The sequence below is a fragment of the Streptomyces sp. NPDC002209 genome, assembly GCF_042890265.1.
GTDB lineage: Bacteria > Actinomycetota > Actinomycetes > Streptomycetales > Streptomycetaceae > Streptomyces.
Genome location: NZ_JBIARX010000010.1, coordinates 145966 through 168857, shown reverse-complemented (window position 1 = coordinate 168857; position 22892 = coordinate 145966). Strand labels below are relative to the sequence as shown.

At 72.3% G+C, this 22892-nt stretch carries 18 protein-coding genes and 1 tRNA gene; 15 read left to right on the top strand and 4 right to left on the bottom strand.

What is annotated here, in order from left to right; translation table 11 throughout:
- Positions 1-90: 90 nt before the first annotated feature.
- The 5 genes from ACFYXK_RS21315 (at position 91) to ACFYXK_RS21295 (ending at position 7308) form a co-directional block, all read left to right on the top strand.
- On the top strand, positions 91-1116 hold the full coding sequence (locus ACFYXK_RS21315) for a hypothetical protein (protein ID WP_389412539.1): 1026 nt from the start codon (positions 91-93) through the stop codon (positions 1114-1116).
- Positions 1117-1191: 75 nt separating this feature from the next.
- A tRNA-Ala gene (locus ACFYXK_RS21310) sits at positions 1192-1265 on the top strand.
- 143 nt (positions 1266-1408) lie between these two features.
- Positions 1409-1726, top strand: coding sequence for a hypothetical protein (locus tag ACFYXK_RS21305; RefSeq protein ID WP_389412538.1), 318 nt, complete (start codon positions 1409-1411; stop codon positions 1724-1726).
- A 126-nt stretch (positions 1727-1852) separates the two neighbouring features.
- Positions 1853-5848 (top strand): hypothetical protein, encoded by a 3996-nt coding sequence (locus ACFYXK_RS21300; RefSeq protein WP_389412537.1) that lies wholly within the window; start codon positions 1853-1855, stop codon positions 5846-5848.
- 92 nt (positions 5849-5940) lie between these two features.
- Complete coding sequence (locus tag ACFYXK_RS21295; protein ID WP_389412536.1) at positions 5941-7308, top strand: CoA transferase; 1368 nt, start codon at positions 5941-5943, stop codon at positions 7306-7308.
- A 26-nt stretch (positions 7309-7334) separates the two neighbouring features.
- Here ACFYXK_RS21295 and ACFYXK_RS21290 read toward each other — a convergent pair whose 3' ends face one another.
- On the bottom strand, positions 7335-7829 hold the full coding sequence (locus ACFYXK_RS21290; protein ID WP_389412535.1) for a GNAT family N-acetyltransferase: 495 nt from the start codon (positions 7827-7829) through the stop codon (positions 7335-7337).
- A 38-nt stretch (positions 7830-7867) separates the two neighbouring features.
- Between ACFYXK_RS21290 and ACFYXK_RS21285 the strand changes: the two genes are divergently transcribed.
- Positions 7868-8671, top strand: coding sequence for an exodeoxyribonuclease III (locus ACFYXK_RS21285; RefSeq protein WP_389412534.1), 804 nt, complete (start codon positions 7868-7870; stop codon positions 8669-8671).
- Here ACFYXK_RS21285 and ACFYXK_RS21280 read toward each other — a convergent pair.
- Positions 8653-9336 carry a MerR family transcriptional regulator gene (locus ACFYXK_RS21280; protein ID WP_389412533.1) on the bottom strand — a complete coding sequence of 228 codons (684 nt, stop codon included), beginning with the start codon at positions 9334-9336 and terminating at the stop codon, positions 8653-8655. The genes ACFYXK_RS21285 and ACFYXK_RS21280 overlap by 19 nt on opposite strands.
- A gap of 185 nt (positions 9337-9521) precedes the next feature.
- Between ACFYXK_RS21280 and ACFYXK_RS21275 the strand changes: the two genes are divergently transcribed.
- The 4 genes from ACFYXK_RS21275 to ACFYXK_RS21260 all read left to right on the top strand — a co-directional run bounded on the left by ACFYXK_RS21275 (position 9522) and on the right by ACFYXK_RS21260 (position 13108).
- Positions 9522-11057, top strand: a complete 1536-nt coding sequence (locus tag ACFYXK_RS21275; protein ID WP_389412638.1) for a flavin-containing monooxygenase — start codon at positions 9522-9524, stop codon at positions 11055-11057.
- Entirely contained in the window at positions 11054-11968 is a 915-nt protein-coding gene (locus ACFYXK_RS21270) for an alpha/beta fold hydrolase (RefSeq protein ID WP_389412532.1), read from the top strand. The genes ACFYXK_RS21275 and ACFYXK_RS21270 overlap by 4 nt, the downstream gene beginning before the upstream one ends.
- Positions 11965-12858 carry an SDR family oxidoreductase gene (locus tag ACFYXK_RS21265; protein WP_389412531.1) on the top strand — a complete coding sequence of 298 codons (894 nt, stop codon included), beginning with the start codon at positions 11965-11967 and terminating at the stop codon, positions 12856-12858. Before ACFYXK_RS21270 ends, ACFYXK_RS21265 begins: the two co-directional genes overlap by 4 nt.
- Before the next feature lie 76 nt (positions 12859-12934).
- A complete protein-coding gene (locus ACFYXK_RS21260; protein ID WP_389412530.1) occupies positions 12935-13108 on the top strand; it encodes a hypothetical protein in 174 nt (57 codons plus the stop codon).
- An 86-nt stretch (positions 13109-13194) separates the two neighbouring features.
- On the opposite strand, the gene ACFYXK_RS21255 is transcribed toward ACFYXK_RS21260, so the two are convergent.
- Positions 13195-16485 (bottom strand): S41 family peptidase, encoded by a 3291-nt coding sequence (locus ACFYXK_RS21255; RefSeq protein ID WP_389412529.1) that lies wholly within the window; start codon positions 16483-16485, stop codon positions 13195-13197.
- 153 nt (positions 16486-16638) lie between these two features.
- Between ACFYXK_RS21255 and ACFYXK_RS21250 the strand changes: the two genes are divergently transcribed.
- Together ACFYXK_RS21250 and ACFYXK_RS21245 are read left to right on the top strand one after the other, a co-directional pair.
- Entirely contained in the window at positions 16639-17229 is a 591-nt protein-coding gene (locus ACFYXK_RS21250) for a TetR/AcrR family transcriptional regulator (RefSeq protein WP_389412528.1), read from the top strand.
- A gap of 116 nt (positions 17230-17345) precedes the next feature.
- The gene (locus tag ACFYXK_RS21245) at positions 17346-19553 is read left to right on the top strand and encodes an MMPL family transporter (protein WP_389412527.1); all 2208 of its coding nucleotides are present in this window, start codon (positions 17346-17348) and stop codon (positions 19551-19553) included.
- A gap of 78 nt (positions 19554-19631) precedes the next feature.
- Here the strand turns inward: ACFYXK_RS21245 and ACFYXK_RS21240 are convergent, their stop codons facing one another.
- Positions 19632-20063 carry an SsgA family sporulation/cell division regulator gene (locus tag ACFYXK_RS21240; protein ID WP_389412526.1) on the bottom strand — a complete coding sequence of 144 codons (432 nt, stop codon included), beginning with the start codon at positions 20061-20063 and terminating at the stop codon, positions 19632-19634.
- Positions 20064-20244: 181 nt separating this feature from the next.
- Between ACFYXK_RS21240 and ACFYXK_RS21235 the strand changes: the two genes are divergently transcribed.
- Genes ACFYXK_RS21235 through ACFYXK_RS21225 form a run of 3 tightly spaced genes read left to right on the top strand, consistent with a single transcriptional unit; the run spans position 20245 to position 22878 of the window.
- Positions 20245-21336 carry an energy-coupling factor ABC transporter permease gene (locus ACFYXK_RS21235; protein WP_389412525.1) on the top strand — a complete coding sequence of 364 codons (1092 nt, stop codon included), beginning with the start codon at positions 20245-20247 and terminating at the stop codon, positions 21334-21336.
- Between the two features lies 1 nt (position 21337).
- Entirely contained in the window at positions 21338-22111 is a 774-nt protein-coding gene (gene cbiQ, locus ACFYXK_RS21230) for a cobalt ECF transporter T component CbiQ (protein WP_389412524.1), read from the top strand.
- Positions 22099-22878 (top strand): energy-coupling factor ABC transporter ATP-binding protein, encoded by a 780-nt coding sequence (locus ACFYXK_RS21225; protein ID WP_389412523.1) that lies wholly within the window; start codon positions 22099-22101, stop codon positions 22876-22878. The genes cbiQ and ACFYXK_RS21225 overlap by 13 nt, the downstream gene beginning before the upstream one ends.
- Positions 22879-22892: the final 14 nt, after the last annotated feature.

Below are 22892 nucleotides of genomic sequence, written 5' to 3'. Positions count from 1 at the left end.
ACAAAAAAAGTCCGTGATATCAGCCAGTTCGTGCGACACACCGGTCCAATTGGCGGATCCGCCCGGCCGCGCCCCTCTACGGTGTGAGGTGTGAGCAGCAGCGGCCTCATCTACGCAGTCATTGTCGGGGCCTGGGCCGCCTACTTGGTGCCCATGTGGCTCCGGAGGCAGGACGAGCTGAACGAAGCCCGTCCGACGGAACGCTTCTCCACTGCCATTCGGCTGCTTTCCGGCCGGGCGGGAATGGAGCGCCGTTACGCCAAGGGGCTGCGTGAACGCGGCGACCAGGAGGCCGAGCCCCCGCACCGCGCGGACCCGGACGCCGCGACGGAAACGGTGAATTCCGTGGACGCCGACGCCCGGGCCGTCGCCGTGCCCCCGACCAGGGCGGAGCCGAGGTCGGCCGTGGCGGAGCGGCACCGGCGCGAGCAGCGCCTGCAGGTGCTCGCGCGCCGCCGGCGCACCACCGCCCTCCTCTTCCTGATCTTCACGCTGGGCGCGATCGTCGCGGCGGTCGGCGGCCTGGGCTACCTGTGGGCACCCGCCGTGCCGGCCCTGCTGCTGAGCGCGTACATCGTGCACCTGCGGGTCCAGGAGCGGCGCCGCTACGAGTTCACCATGGACCGGCGGCGCGCCGAGGCCGCCGCCCGGCAGCTGCGCGAGAACCGCCCGCGCCGCCGTGAGCCGGAGGCCGCGGCGGGATCCGAACCGGACCCTGCGCCACCCGTCTCCCCGCAGGAGGCCGGACGGCGCGCGCTCGTCGAGCAGACCGACCACGCCGAGTGGGTGGACCAGCAGCGCGAGCGCGAACGCGGCCCCGCCCGCGGTGACAGCTGGGAGCCGGTCCCGGTCCCGCTGCCGACGTACGTGACGGCCCCGGTCGCCCCGCGCGCCACCGGCCCGGCGACCCCGGACGCCTGGAGCGCGACCCGCTCCAGCACGGCCGAGCCGACGGACCCCCGCCTGCGCGCCCAGCCGTCGCCGGCCCCGAAGGCCGAGCCGAAGCCGGACCAGAAGCCGCAGCCGAACGCCCGCCCGCGCGGCCAGGGCCGCGGCCGCACACCGCTGTTCGACCAGTACGAGAGCGACGACCGCCCCCGCGCCGCGAACGAATGACCGGACCTGCACGGGCGCTCCCGGTATCGGTTTTGGAGCACCCGCGCGGGGATGCTAATGTTTCACACGTCGCAAGGGCCTGTGGCGCAGTCTGGTAGCGCACCTCGTTCGCATCGAGGGGGTCTGGGGTTCAAATCCCCACAGGTCCACAGACGACAGTTCTCGAGTAGCTCTCGGGGATCGTCACGAGATCCCGTCCGGTCGGAAGACCGGGCGGGATCTCGGCGTTTGGTCACGTCGACGGTCGCCCGTGGTGCCGGACCGTGACGGCCGGGAACGAGGGGTCCACACGATGATCGAGATCGCCCCCGGGAATCCGGGAAGCGCAGAGCCCTGGCGCAGCCTGCTGCCCGTGGTCGAGCTGCTGCTCGCCCACGGCAACCGGTACGTGCCGGGCCGCGAGGGCTTCATCGTGGACCCTCGCAACGGCGCCGAATGCGCCCTGGAACTGCCACTGGACTTCGACCTGTTGGCGGCCGAGGTGACCTTCCCGGACACGGTGAACGCCAGCCCCGACAGCGACGGCATCCTGGACAGGGGGACGTGGTGCCTGATCTCGGGGCCGGGAGAGCGGGCGAGCCGGATCGTGATGCCCAAACGGCTGGACTGACCACCAGCGCGTGCCTCCCGGGACCGTTAATCCCCTTGGGATCCCTGTGTGGGCGGTGGTTAAACTCCGGCTGCCCGCAACCCGTGTGATGGTCATCCGGGTCGGGCCGTTCGACCTGGGGGGTTCATGAGTTTGCTGCCGATCGGCAGAAGAGTGCGGGAAAGACGGGGGAGAGGCCGCGGAGCGATTGCCTCCGGCGCCCTGCTGCTCGCCGCACTGACCACGTTCACCGGCCAGACCGGATCCGCGTTCGCGGCCGCCGCGCCGCCCGCGGCCGCCGCCTCACCGCAGTCCGAGCCGGCCGCGCCGGCCCCGGCCGGGCCCAAGGCGCCGCCGAAGGCCGACCCGAAGGCCGACCACGAGGCCGCCGTGCGGGCGCTGCGCCAGAGCGATGTCGCCGGGGACTGCCCGGCGGCGCTCGCGCCGCACACGACCGTCAACTGCACGGTGGAGCCGAACAAGACCGCGTCGTTCGCGCTCACCCTGCCGCAGCAGAAGGACCTGGTACTGCTCCAGGCCGTCTCGGCCCAGGGGTCGGTCTACTCCAAGCTCGTGGGGCCGGACGGCGCCGCGGTGACCTGCGAGCCCGCCTTCGGCAGCAGCTTCGGGTACGGGGCCCAGCGCTGCGCCACCGGCAAGGCGGGCGCGTACACCCTGCAGGTCTGGAGCAACAGCGGTTCGCAGAACGACATCTCGGTGTCGTACGTCCCGCTGCTCTCCTCCACCTCCTGCAAGGCGGTGGGCGCCGCCGACCGCAAGCTCGGTGCGCCGACCGTGTTCCACGGTGCACCGGCCGCCGGCTCGGCGGGCGACTGCTACACGCTGGACCTGGCCGCGAACGACGTACTGCGCGGCTACGCCTCCACCTACCGGGTCACCCAGAGCGTCTACGACGCCACCGGCACGCAGATCTGCTCCTCCCGGGACCACGAGGGCGAGGCCCTCGACTGCAAGCTCACGGGCACCGCGCCCTACCGGATGTCGGTGCTGCAGTTCTCCGGGGCGGCCGAGACCTACGACCTCACGGTGGCCCGGCTCTCCAGGCCCGAGGGCTGCGCCGTGGTGGAACCGCAGGCGTTCGGGGTCTCCCCGGACCTGAGCTCCACGGCCCGCTGCCGCACCCTGCGGGTGTCGCAGGGCGGCGCGTACGCCTTCGAGCCGGTCTCCTCCGGTTCCGCCCCCTACGGCGGGCTGTTCGCGGCCGACGGCGCACCGATGGCCGGCTGCGCGCAGGGTGCCTGCGACCTGGCCCCCGGTGACCACAGCTGGGTGGCCGACCCGCGCAGCGCCGACGCCGGCGCCTTCGGGATGGCCTTCCTCTCCACCAAGGAGGCCCGGGGCTGCACCGCGACCCACGACAACGGGCTGGTCGCCGGTCCGGCCACGGGCACGTTCGGCCCAGTCGGGCAGAAGCTGTGCCTGACGCTGCCGACCGCCACCGGCAAGGGCGTCTACCTGCTCAACCGGCCGCCCGCCGAGGGCACGAACGCCACCGTCGTGGTCTACGACGCCTCCGGCGCCAAGCAGTGCGAGGACGATGCCCGCGCCTACGCCGTCTGCAAGCTGACCGGTACCGCTCCGTTCCGCGCGGTGCTCAGCGGCACGCCGTCCCAGGCGTACGGGCTGGTCGTCCACCGGACCGGGGAGACCGCCGGCTGCACCACCTGGCAGCAGACGGGCTTCGACGGCACCTGGGGCGCCGAGGTCTCGCAGACCCCGGCCGACCCGATGCGCTGCCTGGCCGTCGCGGCGGACCGGCACTCCACCGCGGAGATGCTCGACTACGCCAACCTGAACAACAAGGTGAACGCCTCGGTCCAGGTGGTCGACCCCGCCGGTACCACGGTCTGTTCCACGGCCGGTTCGTCCACGACCATGTGCAGCCTCGCGGCCGGTGTCCCGTACACGGCGATGCTGATCCTGTCCGGCTGGCAGCCGGACACGTACAAGCTGGTGCGCCGGGACGTCTCGGCGACCGCGAAGTGCCTCACGCCCTCCTCGACCACCGTCGGCGGCAAGTCGACCCCGCTCGACCTGACCTCCGCGCTCGACGCACGCTGCGTCCGGGTCACCGGAGCGGCCACGGACAAGTTCTGGCTGAGTTCCCGGTCGCTCGGGGACGCACGCTACGAGCCCTCCACCCTGATGATGGCGGTCGACGCCGACGGCAAGTACGTCTGCCGCCAGTGGGGCGTCTCCTGCCGGGTCACCGGTTCGACCTCGTACCTCGCGGTCGTGCTGGCCTCCGGCTACAAGGACAAGCCGATCCACGCCGACGTGGACACCTGGAGGGTGGGCACGGCGGCCGGCTGGGCGCCGGAGTGCACCGCCAACCCCGTCTCGGTCAACGGTTTCCCGGCGCGGAGCGGGGTGCTCTCCGAGTCCTCGGCGGGCTACTGCGCCGTGGTCGACGTGAAGCCCAATCAGGCGTTCAAGGTCGCCGGTACCACCAGCACGACCACCAGCGAGAACCCGTCGCTGAACCTGCACGGCGCCGCTCAGTGGACGAGTACGGGCTCCGAGTACCAGTGCACCCAGTCGTGGGGCGTGTTCGGTGCCCGGTGCCTGACCCTCGGGAACGCCGAGGCCGGCCAGGCCGTTCTCCTGCTGAGTGCCGCTCGCAGTGCCACGCCCGTGGAGTTCAGCATGCAGGGACTGTGCGACTCCGAGTGCGTCTACCCGCAGCCGGGGGCTCTGCCCACGTCGATCAGCCCCGCGACCGGCGCCGCCGGGACGCAGACCCACGCCGTCGTCCGCGGTACGGGGCTGACCCTGGACAGCAAGATCCATCTGGTGCGCAGTGACATCGGGGGCGATCCGAGGCCGGTCATGAAGGTGCTCTCCGTGAACGCCGACGGCACCGCCCTCGATGTGCTGGTCGACACCAACGGACTGGAGCCGGGAACCTACGACGTGGTGCGCGACGGCTACGTGTCCACTCCCGGAGTGCCCTCTCCGGGCTACCTGCCGAAGGCGTACACGGTGACGGCGGCCGCGGCCGCGGCGAAGAGCCGGTTCGTGCCGATCACGCCCTCGCGGTTCCTGGACACGCGTGACGGCACCGGGGCGACGAAGGCGCGGGTCGGGCCGGGTGGTGTGGTCACCCTCCAGGTGGCCGGTGTGAAGGGCGTCCCGGCGACCGGGGTGACCGCGGTGGTCATGAACGTGACCGCCGTCAACCCGACCGAGGCCGGGCACGTGATGGTGTACCCGAACGGGCAGCCGAAGCCCGCGGTGTCGAACCTCAACTTCTCGGCCGGGCAGATCGTTCCCAACCTGGTGACGGTCCCCGTCGTGAACGGCAAGGTGGACCTGCGCAACAACGCCGGTTCGGTGGACCTGATCGCGGACGTGACCGGGTACTTCACCGACAAGGCCGCGACCGGCTCGGCATTCACGCCGATCACTCCGTCGCGGTTCCTGGACACGCGTGACGGCACCGGGGCCAACAAGGCCCGGGTCGGTCCCGGCGGGGTCGTGACCCTGCAGGTGGCCGGTGTGAAGGGTGTTCCGGCGAGCGGGGTGACCGCGGTGGTCATGAACGTGACCGCCGTCAACCCGACCGAGGCCGGGCACGTGACCGTCTACCCGAACGGGCAGGCGGCGCCGGGGGTGTCGAACCTCAACTTCACCGCCGGGCAGGTCGTCCCCAACCTGGTGACCGTTCCGGTCGTCAACGGCAAGGTCGACCTGCGCAACAACTCGGGCTCGGTGGACCTGATCGCCGACGTCACGGGCTACTACTCGGCGAACGGGTCGACGTTCTCGGCCGGTTCCCCGGTGCGGCTGCTCGACACCCGTACCGGCACCGGCGCCCGCGCCGGGGCGGTCGGCCAGGGCGGCGTCGTCAGCCTCAAGGTCTCCGGGGTCGAGGGCGTGCCGCTGACCGGGGTGACCGCGGTGGTGCTGAACGTCACCGTCACCAACCCCACCCAGGACGGTCACCTCATCGTCCAGCCGCACGGGGTCGCGCGTCCCAACGTGTCGAACCTCAACTTCCTGGCCGGACAGACCGTTTCCAACCTGGTCGTGGTCCCGGTCGTGGACGGTCGGGTGACCTTCTACAACAACACCGGTTCCGCCGACGTGATCGCCGACCTGAACGGGTTCTTCACTTCCTGACCCGGGTCCGCACCGCCTGACGGGAGATCCCGTCCGATCGCAACGATCGGGCGGGATCTTCTGCTTTCGCGGATCGTTCGCAGAATGGACCCATGACGATCTTCGACGGTGGGACGCGGCAGGCCTGGGGCGCACTCGGCGGGGCGGACGAGCTGGTGGGGCGGGTCGGCTACCAGGGGGTGAGCGCGCTGGGGGAAGGGCCGCTGCCGGTACGGGAGCTGGCGCGGGCCACCGTCGGCGTGTGCGCGCTGGCCGCCGCGGAGCTGGCCGCCGTACGGGCCGGGGGCTCGGCGGACGACGTGGCGCCGCTGGTGGTGGACGAGGGGGCCGTGGCCACCGCGTTCGTCAGCGAGCGGCACCTGCGGGTCGAGGGGCGCGAGCCGGTGAACTTCGCGCCGCTGTCGGGGTTCTGGCGGGCGGCGGACGGGTGGGTGCGGACGCACGCCAACTATCCGCATCACCGGGCCGCCCTGGTGCGGGCGTTGGGACTGCCGTCCGCGACGCCCGAGGCGCTGCGGGACGCGGTGGCGGGGCGCGGGGCCGCCGAGGTGCAGGAGCTGGTGTACGGGGAGGGCGGGCTGGCGGTCGCCGTTGCGGGCGGGTACGGGGATCCGCAGCCGCTGGTGGAGGTGCGCGACTCCGGGGGCGCGGGGAGCGCCGGGCGGGCGCTCGGGCCGGGGGCGCTCCCCTCGCTGCCCGCGGCCGGGGTGCGGGTGCTGGACCTGACCCGGGTCATCGCGGGGCCGGTCGCGACGCGGACGCTCGGGCTGCTGGGGGCGGACGTGCTGCGGATCGACTCGCCGCGGCTGCCGGAGTCGGACGACGCGTACGCGGACACCGGGTTCGGGAAGCGGTCGGCGCTGCTGGACCTGGCGGACGCGGGGGAGCGGGCCGTCTTCGAGGGGCTGCTGGCCGGGGCCGACGTGGTGGTGACCGGGTACCGGCCGGGGGCGCTGGAGCGGTACGGGCTCGGCGCGGACGAGCTGCTCGAGCGGCGGCCGGGGCTGGTGGTGGCGCAGCTGTGCGCGTGGGGGTGGCGGGGGCCGTGGGCGGGGCGGCGGGGGTTCGACTCGCTGGTGCAGGCGGGGTACGGGGTGGCCGCGGCGTACGGGGACGGAGCGGCCGGGGCCTCGGGGGCGCCGGGGGCGCTGCCGGCGCAGGCGCTGGATCACGGGACCGGGTACCTGGCGGCGGCGGGCGTGCTGAGGGCGCTGGCCGCGGGGGGTGGGCGGTCCTTGCGGTTCTCGCTGGCGGGGACGGCGTCGTGGCTCGTACGGGAGGTTCCGGCGGACGCCCCCGCCGGTCCCTCGGGGCAGGCGTACGCGGCGGAGCCGTGGCTGCGGGAGGTGGACTCGGGGTACGGGGTGCTGCGGTACGCGCGCTCGCCGCTGCCGTTCGGGGAGTGGGGGCGGGGGCCGTCCCGGTGGGGGACGGACCGGGCGGAGTGGCTCCCGCGGTAGGGCGCGTCGAGGAGGAGAGGGGCGCGTCAGGGGAGGAGCGGTTTGGCCATGCAGCGGCTCGAGTCGTAGTGGCGGTAGTGGCCGAACTTCGCGGAGGGGGTGTAGCCCGACGAGAGGTAGAGGGCTATCGCCTCCGGCTGCTGGTCGCCCGTTTCCAGGACCATGCGGGTGCGGCCCGCCGCGCGGGCGTCGGCCTCCAGTTCGGCCAGGATGCGGCGGGCCAGGCCCAGGCCGCGGGCCTCGGGGACGACGTACATGCGCTTGAGCTCGGCGTCGCCGTCCGCGTAGCCCTCGTCGTTCTCGTCCTGGCTGCGCCAGCCGCCGCTGGCCATCGGCGTGCCCGAGGCGTCGTACGCCAGCAGGTACAGGCCGCTCGGCGGGGCGAACATCGCCGGGTCGAGGGGTGTGACGTCCCCCTCACCGCCGTAGCGCGCCTGGTACTCGAGCTGGACCTGGTCGTTGAGTTTGACCGCGTCCGGGTGGTCGTACGGCAGGGCGCGGAGCTGTATCCCGTGAGACATCCGGACATCGTACGGAACGGTCCCGTTATGGTGCTGGGATGCTCACTGTGACCTCCGTGAATGTGAATGGGATCCGCGCCGCCGCCAAGAAGGGGTTCTCCCCGTGGCTGGCCGGGTCGGATGCCGATGTGGTCTGCCTCCAGGAGGTGCGGGCCGAGGAGGGGCAGATCCCGGACGAGGTCCGCACGCCCGAGGGCTGGCACACCGTGTTCGCGCCGGCCGCCGCCAAGGGGCGGGCCGGGGTCGCGCTGTACACGCGCCGCGAGCCCGAGCGGGTGCAGGTGGGATTCGGGAGCGACGAGTTCGACGCGAGCGGGCGCTACCTGGAGGTGGATCTTCCGGGTGTGACCGTCGCCAGCCTGTACCTGCCCTCCGGCGAGGCCGGGACCGAGAAGCAGGACGAGAAGTACCGGTTCATGGGGGAGTTCCTCCCCTATCTGGCCGCCCTGAAGGTGCGGGCCGCCGCGGAGGGGCGGGAGGTCGTCGTGTGCGGCGACTGGAACATCTGCCACCAGGAGGCCGACCTCAAGAACTGGAAGACCAACCGGAAGAACGCCGGCTTCCTGCCCGAGGAGCGCGAGTGGCTCGGGGAGGTCTACGACACCGCCGGGTACGTGGACGTCGTACGGAGCCTGCACCCCGACACCGAGGGGCCGTACTCCTGGTGGTCCTACCGCGGGCGGGCCTTCGACAACGACGCCGGGTGGCGCATCGACCTCCAGGTCGCGACCCCGGGGCTGGCCGCCCGGGCGGTGAAGGCCTTCGTCGAGCGGGCCGAGACGCATCCGGAGCGCTGGTCCGACCACGCGCCGGTGACCGTGGTCTACGAGCTGGGGTCCTGAGCCCCCGAAGCCAGCAGGCGGTCCATCGCCATGGTGAGTTCCGCCTCGACCACGCTCTTGGCGAGCGGGCGCAGCCGCGGCAGGGCCTCCTCCGTGAGGTGCGCGGAGATCAGCTCGGTGAACAGGGCCGCCATGGCGTCCGCGTGCTCGCGGACCCGGCGGCCGGTCTCCAGGACCGCGGAGAGCGGGACCCCTTCGCGGACCAGTGCCGAGGAGACGTCCAGCAGGCGGCGGCTGACGTGGACGATCGCGTCGCCGTCGGTGGCGAGGTAGCCGAGGTCGAGGGAGGCCGCCAGGTTCTCCGGGGTGACCTCGCCCTCGAAGTAGTCGGCGAGGGCCTCCGGCGTCAGGCGTACCGGGGTCTCCTGCGACCAGCCGATGCCGAGCAGCTCGCCGAGCTGGCTGACGTCGCGGCCGTTCTCGAAGGCGGCGGTCAGCTCGGCGATGCCGCCGAGGGTGTGGCCGCGCTCCAGCAGGGCGGCGATGGTGCGCAGCCGGGCCAGGTGGTGGTCGTCGTACCAGGCGATCCGGCCCTCGCGGCGCGGCGGCGGGAGGAGCTTGCGCTCGCGGTAGAAGCGCAGGGTGCGGACGGGGATGCCGGCCGCCTCGGCCAGTTCCTCCGTACGGTATTCACGCACTGTCGTCCCTGCTTCCGTCTGTTCCACAGGCGAAGCCTATGGCGTACCGCCAGTAACTTTCCGGGCGCGACCTCTACCCATGAGTACGGGGCTGCTCTACTCTCCCGATTGTGCCAGTGATTGCTGGCAGTGTGGCGCTGTGGTTGTGACTGGGCTGGGCTGGGCTGGGACTGCGGAAGCGGAAGGCGGCGGGCATGGGTGGCATGGGTGGCGTGGGCGGGCGCGAACACGTACGCGTGGCGGTGATCGGATCCGGGTTCGGCGGGCTGGGAGCGGCCGTACGGCTGCGGCGCGAGGGGATCACGGACTTCGTCGTACTGGAACGGGCCGACTCCGTCGGCGGGACCTGGCGCGACAACAGCTATCCCGGATGTGCGTGCGACGTCCCCTCCCATCTGTACTCGTTCTCGTTCGCCCCCAACCCCGACTGGCCGCGGACCTTCTCCGGGCAGCCGGCCATCCGGGCGTACCTGGAGCACGTCGCCGACACCTTCGGGCTGCGCCCGCACATCCGGCTGAACTCCGAGGTCCGGATGATGCGCTGGGACGCCGACGAGCTGAGGTGGGAGATCGAGACCTCGGCCGGGGAGCTCACCGCCGATGTCGTCGTCTCCGCCACCGGGCCGCTGTCCGACCCGAAGATGCCGGAGGTCCCCGGGCTCGCCGAGTTCCCCGGCAAGGTCTTCCACTCCGCCCGCTGGGACCACGACTACGACCTGCGCGGCAAGCGGGTCGCCATGATCGGCACCGGTGCCTCGGCCATCCAGATCGTGCCGGCCATCGCACCGGACGTGGAACGGCTCACGCTGTTCCAGCGGACCCCGCCGTGGGTGATGCCGCGCACCGACCGGGCCATCAGCGGCGTGGAGCGCTGGCTGCACCGCCAGCTGCCGTTCACCCGGGCGGCCCGCCGCGGGCTGCTGTGGGGGATCCGGGAGCTCCAGGTCAGCGCGTTCACCAAGCGGCCGAACCAGCTCGGCCTCATCGAGTCGCTGGCCAAGGCCAACATGGCGCGCTCGATCAAGGACCCGGCGCTGCTGGCCAAGCTGACGCCCTCGTACCGGATCGGCTGCAAGCGGATCCTGCTGTCCAGCGAGTACTACCCGGCGCTCGCCCGGCCGAACGTGGACCTGGTCGCCTCGGGACTGAAGGAGATCCGCGGCAACACGCTGATCGCGGCCGACGGGACCGAGACCGAGGCCGACGCGATCGTCTTCGGCACCGGCTTCCACGTCACGGACATGCCGATCGCCGACCGGGTGGTGGGCGCGGAGGGGCGGACGCTCGCGGACCACTGGAAGGACGGGATGCAGTCGCTGCGCGGGGCGACGGCGGCCGGCTTCCCGAACTGGATGACGATCATCGGGCCGAACACCGGGCTCGGGAACAGCTCGATGATCCTGATGATCGAGTCGCAGCTGAACTACATGGCGGACTACCTGCGCCAGCTGAACGTGCTGGGCGGGCAGGTCGCGCTCGCGGCCCGGCCCTCCGCCGTGAACCAGTGGAACCGGCAGGTCCAGGCCCGTATGCAGCGGACGGTGTGGAACACCGGCGGCTGCACCAGCTGGTACCTGGACGCGCAGGGGCGCAACACGACGGTCTGGCCGGGCACCACCGGCGAGTTCCGGAAGGAGACGCGCAGCGTGGACCTCTCCGAGTACGAGGTCGTCCGCCTCCGGGAGGCCGAGCGCGAGCCGGTCCCTGCCCTTACGGCGCAGGCCACCGCCGAGGAGGGTGCGGCATGAGCCGGCCGGCGCACGTCACCTCCGGACCGTACGCACCCCCCGCCGCCCGGCGGGAACTGGTCGCGGTCTCCGCCGACGGGTCACGGCTGCACGTCGAGGAGCACGGGGACGAGGGCGCGCCGGCCGTGGTGCTGGCGCACGGCTGGACCTGCTCGACCGCCTTCTGGGCCGCGCAGATACGCGAACTCTCCAGGGACCACCGGGTCATCGCGTACGACCAGCGCGGCCACGGGCGCAGCCCCGCCGCCTCCCGCTACGACACCACCGCCCTCGCCGACGACCTGGTCGCCGTCATGGCGGCCACCCTGGTCCCCGGCGAGCGGGCGGTCGTCGCCGGACACTCCATGGGCGGGATGACGATCATGGTCGCCGCCGGACGGCCGGAGTTCGCCGAGCACGCCGCGGCCGCCCTGCTGTGCAGCACCGGCAGCGCCCGGCTGGTCGCGGAGGCGCTGGTCGTGCCGCTGCGCCCCGGGCGCGTGCGGACCCGTATCACCGGCGCGGTACTCGGCGCGCGCGCCCCGCTCGGGCCCGTCACGCCGGTCGCCAAGCGGGTGCTGAAGTACGCCACCATGGGCCCCGGGTCGGCGCCCGACCGGGTCGAGGCCTGCGCCCGTATCGTGCACGCCTGCCCCACCGGGGTCCGGTACGCCTGGTCCGAGGTGCTGGCGGGGCTGGACCTCGAGGCGGACCTGGCGGCGCTCACCGTGCCCACCGCCGTCATCGGCGGCAAGGACGACCGGCTCACCCCGATCGTGCACGCCCGGGGGCTCGCCGCCGCGCTGCCGCACTGCGTGGGGCTGACCGAGCTGACCGGCATGGGGCACATGACCCCGATCGAGGCCCCCGAGGCCGTCACGAACGCCGTGCGCGAGCTGAGCGCGCACTTCTTGAAGGAGGTCACGCAGTGAGTGCGCGCAGGAGTCTGGAAGGCCAGGTCGCCGTCGTCACCGGCGCCGCCCGCGGGGTCGGCGAGCTGCTCGCCCGCAAGCTGTCCGCCCGCGGTGCGAAGGTGGCGCTGGTGGGCCTGGAGCCGGAGGCCCTCAAGGAGGTCTCCGAACGGCTGCACACCGACAGCGACCACTGGCACGCCGACGTCACCGACCACGAGGCCATGGCCCGGGTCGCGCAGGAGGTCAAGGAGCGCTTCGGCAAGGTCGACGTCGTCGTCGCCAACGCGGGCGTCGCCGCCGGCGGGCCGTTCGCCGACTCCGACCCCGACGCCTGGCGCCGGGTGATCGAGGTCAACCTGATCGGCGGGGCCGTCACCGCCCGCGCCTTCCTCCCCGTACTCACCGAGAGCCGCGGCTACTTCCTGCAGATCGCCTCGCTCGCCGCGATCACGCCGGCGCCGATGATGACGGCGTACTGCGCCTCCAAGTCCGGCGTTGAGGCCTTCGCGCACTGCCTGCGCGCCGAAGTCGGCTACAAGGGCGTCAAGGTGGGCGTCGGCTACCTCTCCTGGACCGACACCGACATGGTGCGCGGAGCCGACCAGGACGAGGTCATGCGGGAACTGCGTCAGCGGCTGCCCTGGCCGTCGAACCGCACGTACCCGCTGGGCCCGGCCGTGGACCGGATCGTGGCCGGCATCGAGCGGCGCTCGCCGCACGTGTACGCGCAGTGGTGGCTGCGCGGGATGCAGGGTGTGCGCGGCTACCTGCCCGGGATCATCGCGACCGTCGGGCAGCGGGAGATGAAGCGCTTCGAACCCAGGCTGACGAGTGTCTCCAGGGGACTTGTGGGGGCCGGAGGGGCCGCCGACGAGAAGGAGCGCACACAGGGCACCGGGCGCCATTGATCGAAATGCGAGCTTTGTCCGGTCGTGCAAATCTGGTCGAGGCCCAGTCCCCTACACCCCTCCAGGAGTGAACAGCATGGGCATCAAGGACCAGTTCCAGGACAAGGCGCAAGAGCTCAAGGACAAGGCCAAGGAGGCCGGGCGGAGCGCGAAGGGCGAGTCGTCCGAGCGCACTGCGCAAGCCTCCGAGCCGGCCAGGAAGAAGAAGGAAAAGGTCCACGACGAGCTCGACGACAACTGGGACTTCTGACGCCCGGACGCCCGTACTCCGGAAGGGGCGCGACCCGTGTGTTCCACGGACCGCGCCCCTTCTGCACGCCCATGTCCCCCTGGTTCCTACGGCCTCGGCGGCAGCTTCGGACGCCGCAGGTCCGGTACGTCCGCGTAGCCGGGCGGCACCGCCGCCGGCTCCTGCTCCAGCAGCTCCAGCGCCAGGTACACGGCATCGTCCAGCTGGGCGTGCCGCCCCTCCGCCCAGTCGAGCGGGGTGCGCAGGATGGCGAGGTCCGGCTCCACGCCGTGGTTCTCCACCGACCACCCGTACTCCGGGAACCAGGCGGCGTTCATCGGCACCGTGATGACCGTGCCGTCGCCCAGGGTGTGCCGGCCGGTCATGCCGACCACCCCGCCCCAGGTGCGCTGGCCGACCACCGGGCCGAGACCGAGCAGTTTGAAGGCCGCCGTGATCATGTCGCCGTCCGAGGAGGTCGCCTCGTCGGCCAGCGCAACGATCGGACCCCGGGGCGCGTTGGAGGCGTACGACACCGGCTGGGCGCCCCGCGTCAGGTCCCAGCCGAGGATCGAGCGGGTCAGCTTCTCCACCACCAGCTCGCTGATGTGCCCGCCCGCGTTGCCCCGTACGTCCACGATCAGCGCGGGCCGTGACATCTCCATCCGCAGGTCCCGGTTGAACTGCGCCCAGCCCGAGCCGCCCATGTCGGGGATGTGCAGGTAGCCGCACTTGCCGCCGCTGACCTCGCGGACCACCGCGCGCCGCTTCGACACCCAGTCCTGGTAGCGCAGCGGCCGCTCGTCGATCAGCGGCACGACCGCCACCCGCCGGGCCCGGCCCTCGCCTTCTGCGGGCTTGAAGGTCAGCTCGACCGTGGTGCCCCCGGCTGCCGAGAGCAGCGGATAGGGCCCGGTCACCGGGTCCACCGGCCGGCCGTCGACGTGGGTGAGCACGGCGCCCTCCCGGATGCCGGTGCCGGCGAGCGGGGAGCGGGCCTTGGAGTCGGAGGACTCGCCCGGCAGGATCCGCGCGAGCACCCAGCCCTCCTCGCGGTGCACGAGGTTGGCGCCGAGCAGGCCGATGGGCCGCTGGTAGTGCGGCGGGCCTTCGTTGCGGCGCGCGGGGGACACGTACGCGTGCGAGGTGCCGAGCTCGCCGAGCACCTCGCGCAGCAGGTCCGCGAACTCGTCGGGGGAGGCGACCCGTTCGACCAGGGGGCGGTACTGGCGCAGCACCCCGTCCCAGTCGATGTTGCACATGTCCGGCTCCCAGAAGTACGCGCGGATCAGCCGCCCGGCCTCCTCGAAGGCCTGGCGCCACTCGGCGGCCGGGTCCACCTCGTGCAGGATGCGCCGCAGGTCCAGGTAGACGGTGGAGTCGCTGTCGCCGGACTCGGTCGAGGGGACCGCACGCAGGTCGCCGTCGTCGTTGACGACGAGCCGGGTGCCGTCGCCGCTGACCGCGAACCAGTCCAGCCCGGAGGCCAGTTCGGTCTTGCGCGCCTTGGTGATCTCGAAGTGCTCCAGGGTGGGCTTGCCGCTGGTGTCGGTCGGGTTGGCGAAGGTCTCGCCGAGCGCGCCCGAGATCGGCCAGCGCAGCCACACCAGCCCGCCGCCGTGCACCGGGTACAGGGCCGAGTACTTCGACGCCGTCACCGGGAACGGGGTGACGCGGCTCTCCAGCCCCTCCACCTCGACCATGACCGCGCCGTCGCCCTCGGCCGCCTCGGCGGCCTCGCCCTCGCCCGGGTCGAGCCCGCCCGCCGCCGGACGGCCGTCGGGGGTGAACGCGAACGGCGAGGGGGTCGCCGAGGACAGCGGCACCAGGTACGGGCGGCAGCCCAGCGGGAACGACAGGTCGCCGGTGTGGACGTCGTACACCGGGTCGAAACCCCGCCAGGACAGGAAGGCCAGGTAGCGGCCGTCGCGGGTGAAGACCGGGTGGTCGTCCTCGAAGCGGCCGTTGGTGACGTCCACGATCGAGCGCGGACCGGGCCCGGAGATCCGGGCCATCTTGATCTGGCGCAGCGAGCGCCCGATGCCCGGGTGCGACCAGGTCAGCCAGGCCCCGTCGGGCGAGAACGCCAGGTCGGTGACGGGCCCGTTGATGGACCGGATCAGTTCCGTGGCCTCCCCGTTGGACTCCTCGCTCGCGTCGATGAGCAGCAGCCGGCCGTCGTTGGAGGCGATGGCGAGCCGCTCCCCGTCCGGATCGGAGAGCAGTTCCAGTACGCGGCCCAGTGCGCCGGAGGCCAGCCGGCGCGGCTCCCGGTCCCCGGAGGCGCGCGGGAGGTAGGCGATCTCGATCGCGTCCTCGCCCTCCGCGTCCGTCACGTACGCGACCTGCCCGCTGCTGCCGAGCATCTCCGGCAGCCGCACCCGTACGCCCGGGGTGTCGGCGATGGTCCGGGCGGGCCCGTCGCGGTGGGTGAGCCAGTACAGGCTGCCGCGGACGACGACCGCGCTGGCCCGGCCGGTGGCGTCGACGGAGAGCGAGTCGACGTGGCTGGCGGCCGGGACCTGGTACGTACGGCGGCCCGCGCGGGGCCCGCCGAGGCGGACGTCGAGCCGGCGCGGGGCGGCGTCGGCGGACAGCGAGTCGACGAGCCAGAGGTCCCCGGCGCACTGGTAGACGACCCGGGAGCCGTCGCTGGAGGCGTGCCGGGCGTAGAACTCCTCGTGGTCGGTGTGCCGGCGCAGGTCGGTGCCGTCGGGCAGGCAGGAGTACAGGTTGCCGATGCCCTCGTGGTCGGAGAGGAAGGCGATCCGGCCGTCCACGAACATCGGGGCGTCGAGGTGGCCCTCGACGTCCTCCAGCAGCTGCTTGCCGTGCAGCCAGAGCCGGCCGGTGGCGCCGCCGCGGTAGCGCTTCCAGGCGGCGGGCTCGTGCGGGGGCTTGCCGGTCAGCAGCAGGGTGCGCCGCTCTCCGCCCGGCTCTTCGTGGACGGCGATGTCGGAGACCGGGCCCCAGGGCAGCCTGCCGCCGGGCGAGCCGTCGGTCGGCAGGCTGTAGGCCCAGGCGTAGTACGAGAAGGGCTGGCCGTGCGAGGACACGGCGAGGATGTCGCTGTGGCCGTCCTTGTCGGGCGGGGTCCAGCCGCAGACGCGGGTGTCGGTGGCGCCCCAGTAGCTCAGCCGGCGGGCCGGGCCGCCGTCCACCGGGGCGAGGTGGACCTCGGGGTCCAGGCTGCGCCAGGTGGTGAAGGCGATGTGCCGTCCGTCGGGGGAGAAGCGGGGGTGGCCGACTCTGGTCCGGTCGACGGTGATCCGCCAGGCCCGGCCCGGGGTTCCGCCTTCGGGGACCAGCGGGGCGACCCAGAGGTCGTCCTCGGTGGCGAAGCACAGCAGATCGTCGTGGAGGTGCGGGAAGCGGAGGTACGCGCCGTCGTGACTCACCCCACAATGCTTTCCGCGCCGAGGGGCCCTGGCAACTCGTACAGGTGATCCACGCCACCCCCTTCAGCGAAACGGAACGGTTTCGTTTCGTTCGCGACCGGGGTATCGTCATCGGTGTACGAAACAGTTTCGTTCGGAAGGGAGGTGCCGGAGATGTCCGAAGAAGTCTCGTCGCGGCGCAGCCGGATCACCCCCGAGCGGGAAGCCGAACTCCACGAGGCGGTCCTCGACCTCCTGCGCGAGGTCGGCTACGAGGCGCTGACCATGGATGCGGTCGCCGCCCGTACGAAGTCCAGCAAGGCCACCCTCTACCGCCAGTGGGGGAGCAAGCCCGAGCTGGTCGCCAGGGCGCTGCGCTGCACCCAGCCGACCTCCCTCCGGGAGATCGACACGGGAACGCTGCGCGGCGACTTCCACCGCATGGTGGAGCTCTCCGACAACGCGCAGATGGCGAAGGACACCGCGCTCCTGCGGGGGCTCGCCCACGCCGTCCACACGAGTCCCGAACTCCACCAGGCGTTGCGCAGGCTGCTCATGGAGCCGGAGATCTCCGGCCTCGACGAGATCCTGCGGCGGGCCGTGGACCGGGGCGAGGTCGCCCCGGACTGCCCCGCCATCCGTTTCGTGCCGCACATGCTGATCGGCGCCTTCATCGCGTTGCCGCTGATGGAGGACCGGTCGGTGGACCAGGCGTTCCTCGCCGACTTCATCGACTCCGTGGTCTTCCCCGCCCTCGGCGTCTGAGTCCGCCCGCACTCCTTCCTGCTGCTCCTGACACGCCGCTCTCGTCGTCGGGCCGGCTTTCCACGCCCTGATCCATCCCGGATCCATCCCACGACCTGAACGGGAGAACCGCCTCCGTGGCTACCTTCCTCTACCGACTCGGCAGGGGCGCCTTCCGGCGCCGCGGCCTCGTCGCCCTCGTCTGGGTGGCACTGCTGTTCGCCGCCGGCTTCGGCGCGGCGACGGCGTCCGCACCCACCTCCGGATCGTTCTCCATACCCGGCACGGAGGCCCAGAAGGCCTTCGACGTGCTGGACGAGAAGTTCCCGGGCATGGCCGCCGACGGCGCCACCGCCCGTATCGTCGTCAAGGCGCCCGCGGGCGCCTCGGTCAACGACCCGAAGTACAAGACCGAGGTCGAGAAGATCGTCTCCGGTCTGAAGGACGGCCCCGGCAAGGCCGAGGTCGCCTCGGTCACCGACCCGTACCAGGCCCAGGCGGTGAGCCAGGACGGCTCCACCGCGTACGTCAGCGTCAAGTACACCGTCAGCGGCATGGAGCTGAAGGACGAGACGCGCGACGCGCTCAAGGACTCCGGCACCGCGGCCCAGAGCGCCGGGCTCACCGTCGAGATCGGCGGCGACGCCCTGATGACGGCCCCCGAGACCGGCTCCGGCGAGATCATCGGCATCATGATCGCGGCGATCGTGCTGGTCATCACCTTCGGCTCGCTGATCGCGGCCGGGCTGCCGCTGCTGACCGCGCTGATCGGCGTGGGCATCGGCGTCTCCTCCATCACCGCGCTCGCCAACGTGCTGGACCTCGGCTCCACCACCTCCACGCTCGCGATGATGATCGGCCTCGCGGTCGGCATCGACTACGCGCTCTTCATCGTCTCCCGCTACCGCGTGGAGCTCGCCCAGGGCAGGGAGCGGGACGAGGCCGCGGGCCGGGCCGCCGGAACCGCCGGCTCCGCCGTCGTCTTCGCCGGTCTCACCGTGGTCATCGCCCTCGTGGGCCTGGCCGTCGTCAACATCCCGATGCTGACCAAGATGGGCTTCGCGGCCGCGGGCACCGTGGTCATCGCCGTCCTCGTCGCGCTGACGCTGGTCCCGGCCATCCTCGGCTTCGCGGGCAAGAAGGTCCTGCCGGCGGGCGAGAAGAGCAAGCTGTTCGGCAAGGGCAAGCCCGCCGGCGCCGAGCCCAAGGCCAACGGCGGCACCCGCTGGGCCCGCTTCGTGCTGCGTCGCCCGGTCATGGTTCTGCTCGTCGCCGTGATCGGCCTCGGCGCCATCGCGATCCCGGCGAGCAAGCTGGAGATGGGCCTGCCGGACGACGGCGCCCAGCCGGTCTCCACCACCCAGCGCAAGGCGTACGACCTGCTGTCGGAGGGCTTCGGCCCGGGCTTCAACGGCCCGCTGATGGTGGTCGTCGACGGCGACAAGAAGCTCGCCGACGCGACGGAGGCCCGGATCAAGGGCCTGGAGGGCGTGGCCGCGGTCATGCCGCCGGCCCCGAACGAGGCCGGCGACGCCTCGGTGATCACCGTGATCCCGAAGGACCGCCCGTCCTCGGTGGAGACCGAGGACCTGGTCCACACGATCCGGGACGGCAGCGGCGACGACGTCCTCGTCACCGGCGCGACCGCGATGAACATCGACTTCTCGCAGAAGATGAACGACGCGCTGCTGCCCTACCTGGCGCTCGTGGTCGGCCTCGCCTTCCTGCTGCTGATGCTGGTCTTCCGCTCCATCCTGGTCCCGCTGAAGGCGGCCCTCGGCTTCCTGCTCTCGGTGGTCGCCGCCCTCGGCGCGGTCGTCGCGGTCTTCCAGTGGGGCTGGCTCGGCTCGGTCTTCGGGGTGGAGCAGACCGGCCCGATCATGAGCATGATGCCGATCTTCATGGTGGGTGTCGTGTTCGGCCTGGCCATGGACTACGAGGTCTTCCTCGTCACCCGGATGCGTGAGGCGTACGTCCACGGCGAGCGCCCGGGCCAGGCCGTGGTGACCGGCTTCCAGTACAGCGCCCGGGTGGTCGTGGCGGCCGCCGTCATCATGATCGCGGTGTTCGCGGGCTTCATCGGCGCCAGCGAGCAGATGATCAAGATGATCGGCTTCGGTCTGGCCATCGCCGTCCTCTTCGACGCCTTCGTCGTCCGCATGACGATCGTCCCGGCGGTGCTCGCACTGCTCGGCCACAAGGCCTGGTGGCTGCCGGGCTGGCTGGACCGGCTGCTGCCGAACGTCGACGTGGAGGGCGAGAGCCTGCGCAAGCACCTCGAGGGTGCGGACGGCTCCCCGAAGCCGGAAGGACCGGACAAGGACCGCGAGCTGGTCAACGCCTGACCCGCCCCGCAGTACCCGTCGGCCCGGCCCCGCACCTGATCACCAGGTGCGGGGCCGGGCCCGTTTCGTCTCGTCCCGTTACGCCTGCCGGGTGACGGGGGCGTTCGTGCGGCGCAGGAAGCGGCGCAGCGCGGCGATGTCGAACTGGATCACCGCGACGCCCTCGGGGGAGTGGAACTCGACGACCGCCTGGACACGGCCGCAGGGCCAGACGCGCACGTCGCCGGTGCCGGTCGGGGCCTGGAGGCCCGCCTCGAGGAGGGCCCGGGGGAAGACCCACTCGTTGTCGGTGCCCTCGGGGGAGAGCCCCGAGGGGAAGACGATCCGTACGGCGAGCGGCTCGGCGGGGGCGAAGCGCAGGGCGACGGGGATCTTCCGGAAGAGCGGGTCGTCGCTGATCACGCGGGCCGTGACGCGCTCCTCGACGCCGGCGGTGGCGACGGCGGCGGTGGCGACGGCGGTGGCCGTGGCGGCCGGAGCCGTGGGGGGATTCTCGGCGGTGGCTGACACGACAAGACTCCTCTAATCGGAACATATGAGTCCGTATTGCCCCCAGCCTCGCACATTCCCACGAATCTGCGCGGCCGTATTTGTCATGCGGACGCTCTTGCCAAGGGTTTGCAATTGGGCACTATTCTTGAACGGTTAAAGACTTTGCCAGCTCAAAGACCGCAGGAAGCGGAGCAGCCCCATGCATGTGCCCGACGGCTTCATCGACGCCCCCGTCTCCATCGCCGCAGGTGTCGCTGCCGCAGGCGCGGTGGCCGTCAGCCTCCGAGGTGCCCGCCGAGAGCTCGGGGGCACCTCCCAGGCCCAAGGCTCCGGGGGAGAGCGGGCGGCGCCGCTCGCCGGACTCGTCGCCGCGTTCGTCTTCGCCGTCCAGATGCTGAACTTCCCGGTCGCCGCCGGCACCAGCGGGCACCTGCTGGGCGGGGCGCTCGCCGCGATCCTCGTCGGCCCCTACACGGGTGTGCTGTGCGTGTCCGTGGTGCTGCTCATGCAGGGCGTCCTGTTCGCCGACGGCGGGCTGACCGCCCTCGGCGTCAACGTCATGACCATGGGCGTCGTGACGGTGGTCGTGGCCTACGCCGTCTTCCGCGGGCTGCTCAAGCTCCTGCCGGACACCCGCCGCTCGGTCACCGTCGCCGCCTTCGCCGGAGCACTGCTCTCGGTGCCCGGCGCGGCCGTCATGTTCACCCTCCTGTACGCCCTCGGCGGGACCACCGACGTCCCGCTCGGCAAGGTGTTCACCGCCATGGTCGGCGTGCACGTGCTGATCGGCATCGGCGAGGCCGTCATCACCGCCGCGACCGTGGGGGCCGTACTGGCCGTGCGGCCGGACCTGGTGCACGGCGCGCGCGCCCTGACCGCGCCGCTGAAGCTGCGCGTCGGCGGCGAGCTGGTCGACGCTCCGGCCGCGGCCGCGGCCGCGGTGCCCGCGGCCGGCCGGTCGACGAAGCCCGTGTGGATCACCGGCCTGGTCACCGCCCTCGTACTGGCCGGCTTCGTCTCCTTCTACGCCTCCGCCAGCCCCGACGGCCTCGAGAAGGTCGCCGCCGACAAGGGCATCGACCGGAACGTGAAGGAGCACGCCGCCGCCGACTCCCCGCTCGCCGACTACAGCGTCAAGGACGTCGACGACGCCCGCCTCTCCGGCGGCCTCGCCGGTGTCATCGGCGTCGGCGCGACCGTGGCCGTCGGCACCGGGATCTTCTGGACCGTGCGCCGCCGCCGCGCGCAGGACCCGACGGCGGCCGGGGCCGCCTCGACCCCGGCGCTCTGAGGTGGGCGCGGGACACGCCCACAAGCTCTACCGGCACGGGCACTCGCCGGTCCACGGGCTGCCGCCGCACTGCAAGCTGGCCGCGGCCCTCGCCTTCGTCGTGGTCGTCGTGTCCACCCCGCGCGAGGCGGTGTGGGCCTTCGGGTTGTACGCGGTTCTCATCGCGGGTGTCGCGGCCGCGGCCCGGATCCCGGCGGGCTTCCTGCTGAGGCGGCTGCTGATCGAGATCCCGTTCGTGGCCTTCGCCCTGCTCATGCCGTTCGTGGCGCAGGGCGAGCGGGTCAGCGTCGGCGTCGGCGGACTCGGCGTGTCGCTCAGCGTCTCCGGACTGTGGGGCGCCTGGAACGTGCTGGCCAAGGGCACCATCGGGGTGGCCGCGTCCGTCCTGCTCGCCTCCACCACCGAACTGCGGGCGCTGCTGCTCGGGCTCCAGCAGCTGAAGCTGCCGCCGCTGCTGGTGCAGATCGCCTCGTTCATGATCCGCTACGGCGACGTGATCACCGACGAGCTGCGGCGGATGTCGATCGCCCGGCGCTCGCGCGGGTTCGAGGCCCGCGGCATCCGGCACTGGGGGGTGCTGGCCAAGACCGCCGGGGCCCTGTTCATCCGCTCCTACGAACGCGGTGAGCGGGTCCACCTCGCGATGGTCAGCCGCGGCTACGCCGGCTCGATGCCGGTGATCGACGAAGTCGTGGCCACCCGCGCCCAGTGGGCGTACGCGGCCGTACTCCCGGCGGCGGCGCTCGCCGTCTGTCTGATCGGATGGGTCCTGTGACTCCTGTGACTGCTGTGACCGATGTGCCTTCCCTTGAGGTCTCCGGCCTCGCGTACGCCTACCCGGACGGGCACCAGGCCCTCTTCGGGGTGGACCTGAGCGTCGGACGGGGCGAGCGGGTGGCCCTGCTCGGCCCGAACGGCGCCGGCAAGACCACGCTGGTGCTGCACCTGAACGGCATCCTCGGCGGCGGGGTCGGCACGGTGGCGGTGGCCGGGCTCCCGGTCGAGAAGCGGAACTTCGCCGAGATCCGGCGCCGGGTCGGCATCGTCTTCCAGGACCCGGACGACCAGCTGTTCATGCCGACCGTGCGGGAGGACGTGGCCTTCGGGCCGGCGGCCGCCGGGATGCGGGGGGCGGAACTGGAGACGCGGGTCCGCGAGGCGCTCGAGCAGGTCGGCATGGAGGCCTTCGCGGACCGGCCCCCGCACCACCTGTCCTTCGGGCAGCGCCGCCGGGTCGCGGTGGCGACCGTGCTGGCCATGCGGCCGGAGATCCTGGTCCTGGACGAGCCCTCGTCCAACCTCGACCCGGCGTCGCGGCGCGAGCTCGCGGACATCCTGCGCTCGCTGGACGTGACGGTGCTGATGGTGACCCACGACCTGCCGTACGCGCTGGAGCTGTGCCCGCGCGCGGTGATCCTCAGCGAGGGCGTCATCGCGGCCGACGGGCGCACGCAGGACCTGCTGTGCGACGAGGAGCTGATGCGGGCCCACCGGCTGGAGCTCCCGTTCGGCTTCGACCCGCGCTCGGTGTCGGTGGCATAAGTCCGACCAGGTGA

What these genes read in the sequence shown, in the direction of transcription:
- ACFYXK_RS21270 (WP_389412532.1), top strand. Translation starts at nt 11,054, where the DNA reads ATGAGCCGGCCGGCGCACGTCACCTCCGGACCGTACGCACCCCCCGCC.
- ACFYXK_RS21225 (WP_389412523.1), top strand. Translation starts at nt 22,099, where the DNA reads ATGGGTCCTGTGACTCCTGTGACTGCTGTGACCGATGTGCCTTCCCTT.
- ACFYXK_RS21250 (WP_389412528.1), top strand. Translation starts at nt 16,639, where the DNA reads ATGTCCGAAGAAGTCTCGTCGCGGCGCAGCCGGATCACCCCCGAGCGG.
- ACFYXK_RS21295 (WP_389412536.1), top strand. Translation starts at nt 5,941, where the DNA reads ATGACGATCTTCGACGGTGGGACGCGGCAGGCCTGGGGCGCACTCGGC.
- ACFYXK_RS21285 (WP_389412534.1), top strand. Translation starts at nt 7,868, where the DNA reads ATGCTCACTGTGACCTCCGTGAATGTGAATGGGATCCGCGCCGCCGCC.
- ACFYXK_RS21290 (WP_389412535.1), bottom strand. Translation starts at nt 7,829, where the DNA reads ATGTCTCACGGGATACAGCTCCGCGCCCTGCCGTACGACCACCCGGAC.
- ACFYXK_RS21305 (WP_389412538.1), top strand. Translation starts at nt 1,409, where the DNA reads ATGATCGAGATCGCCCCCGGGAATCCGGGAAGCGCAGAGCCCTGGCGC.
- ACFYXK_RS21235 (WP_389412525.1), top strand. Translation starts at nt 20,245, where the DNA reads ATGCATGTGCCCGACGGCTTCATCGACGCCCCCGTCTCCATCGCCGCA.
- ACFYXK_RS21300 (WP_389412537.1), top strand. Translation starts at nt 1,853, where the DNA reads ATGAGTTTGCTGCCGATCGGCAGAAGAGTGCGGGAAAGACGGGGGAGA.
- ACFYXK_RS21260 (WP_389412530.1), top strand. Translation starts at nt 12,935, where the DNA reads ATGGGCATCAAGGACCAGTTCCAGGACAAGGCGCAAGAGCTCAAGGAC.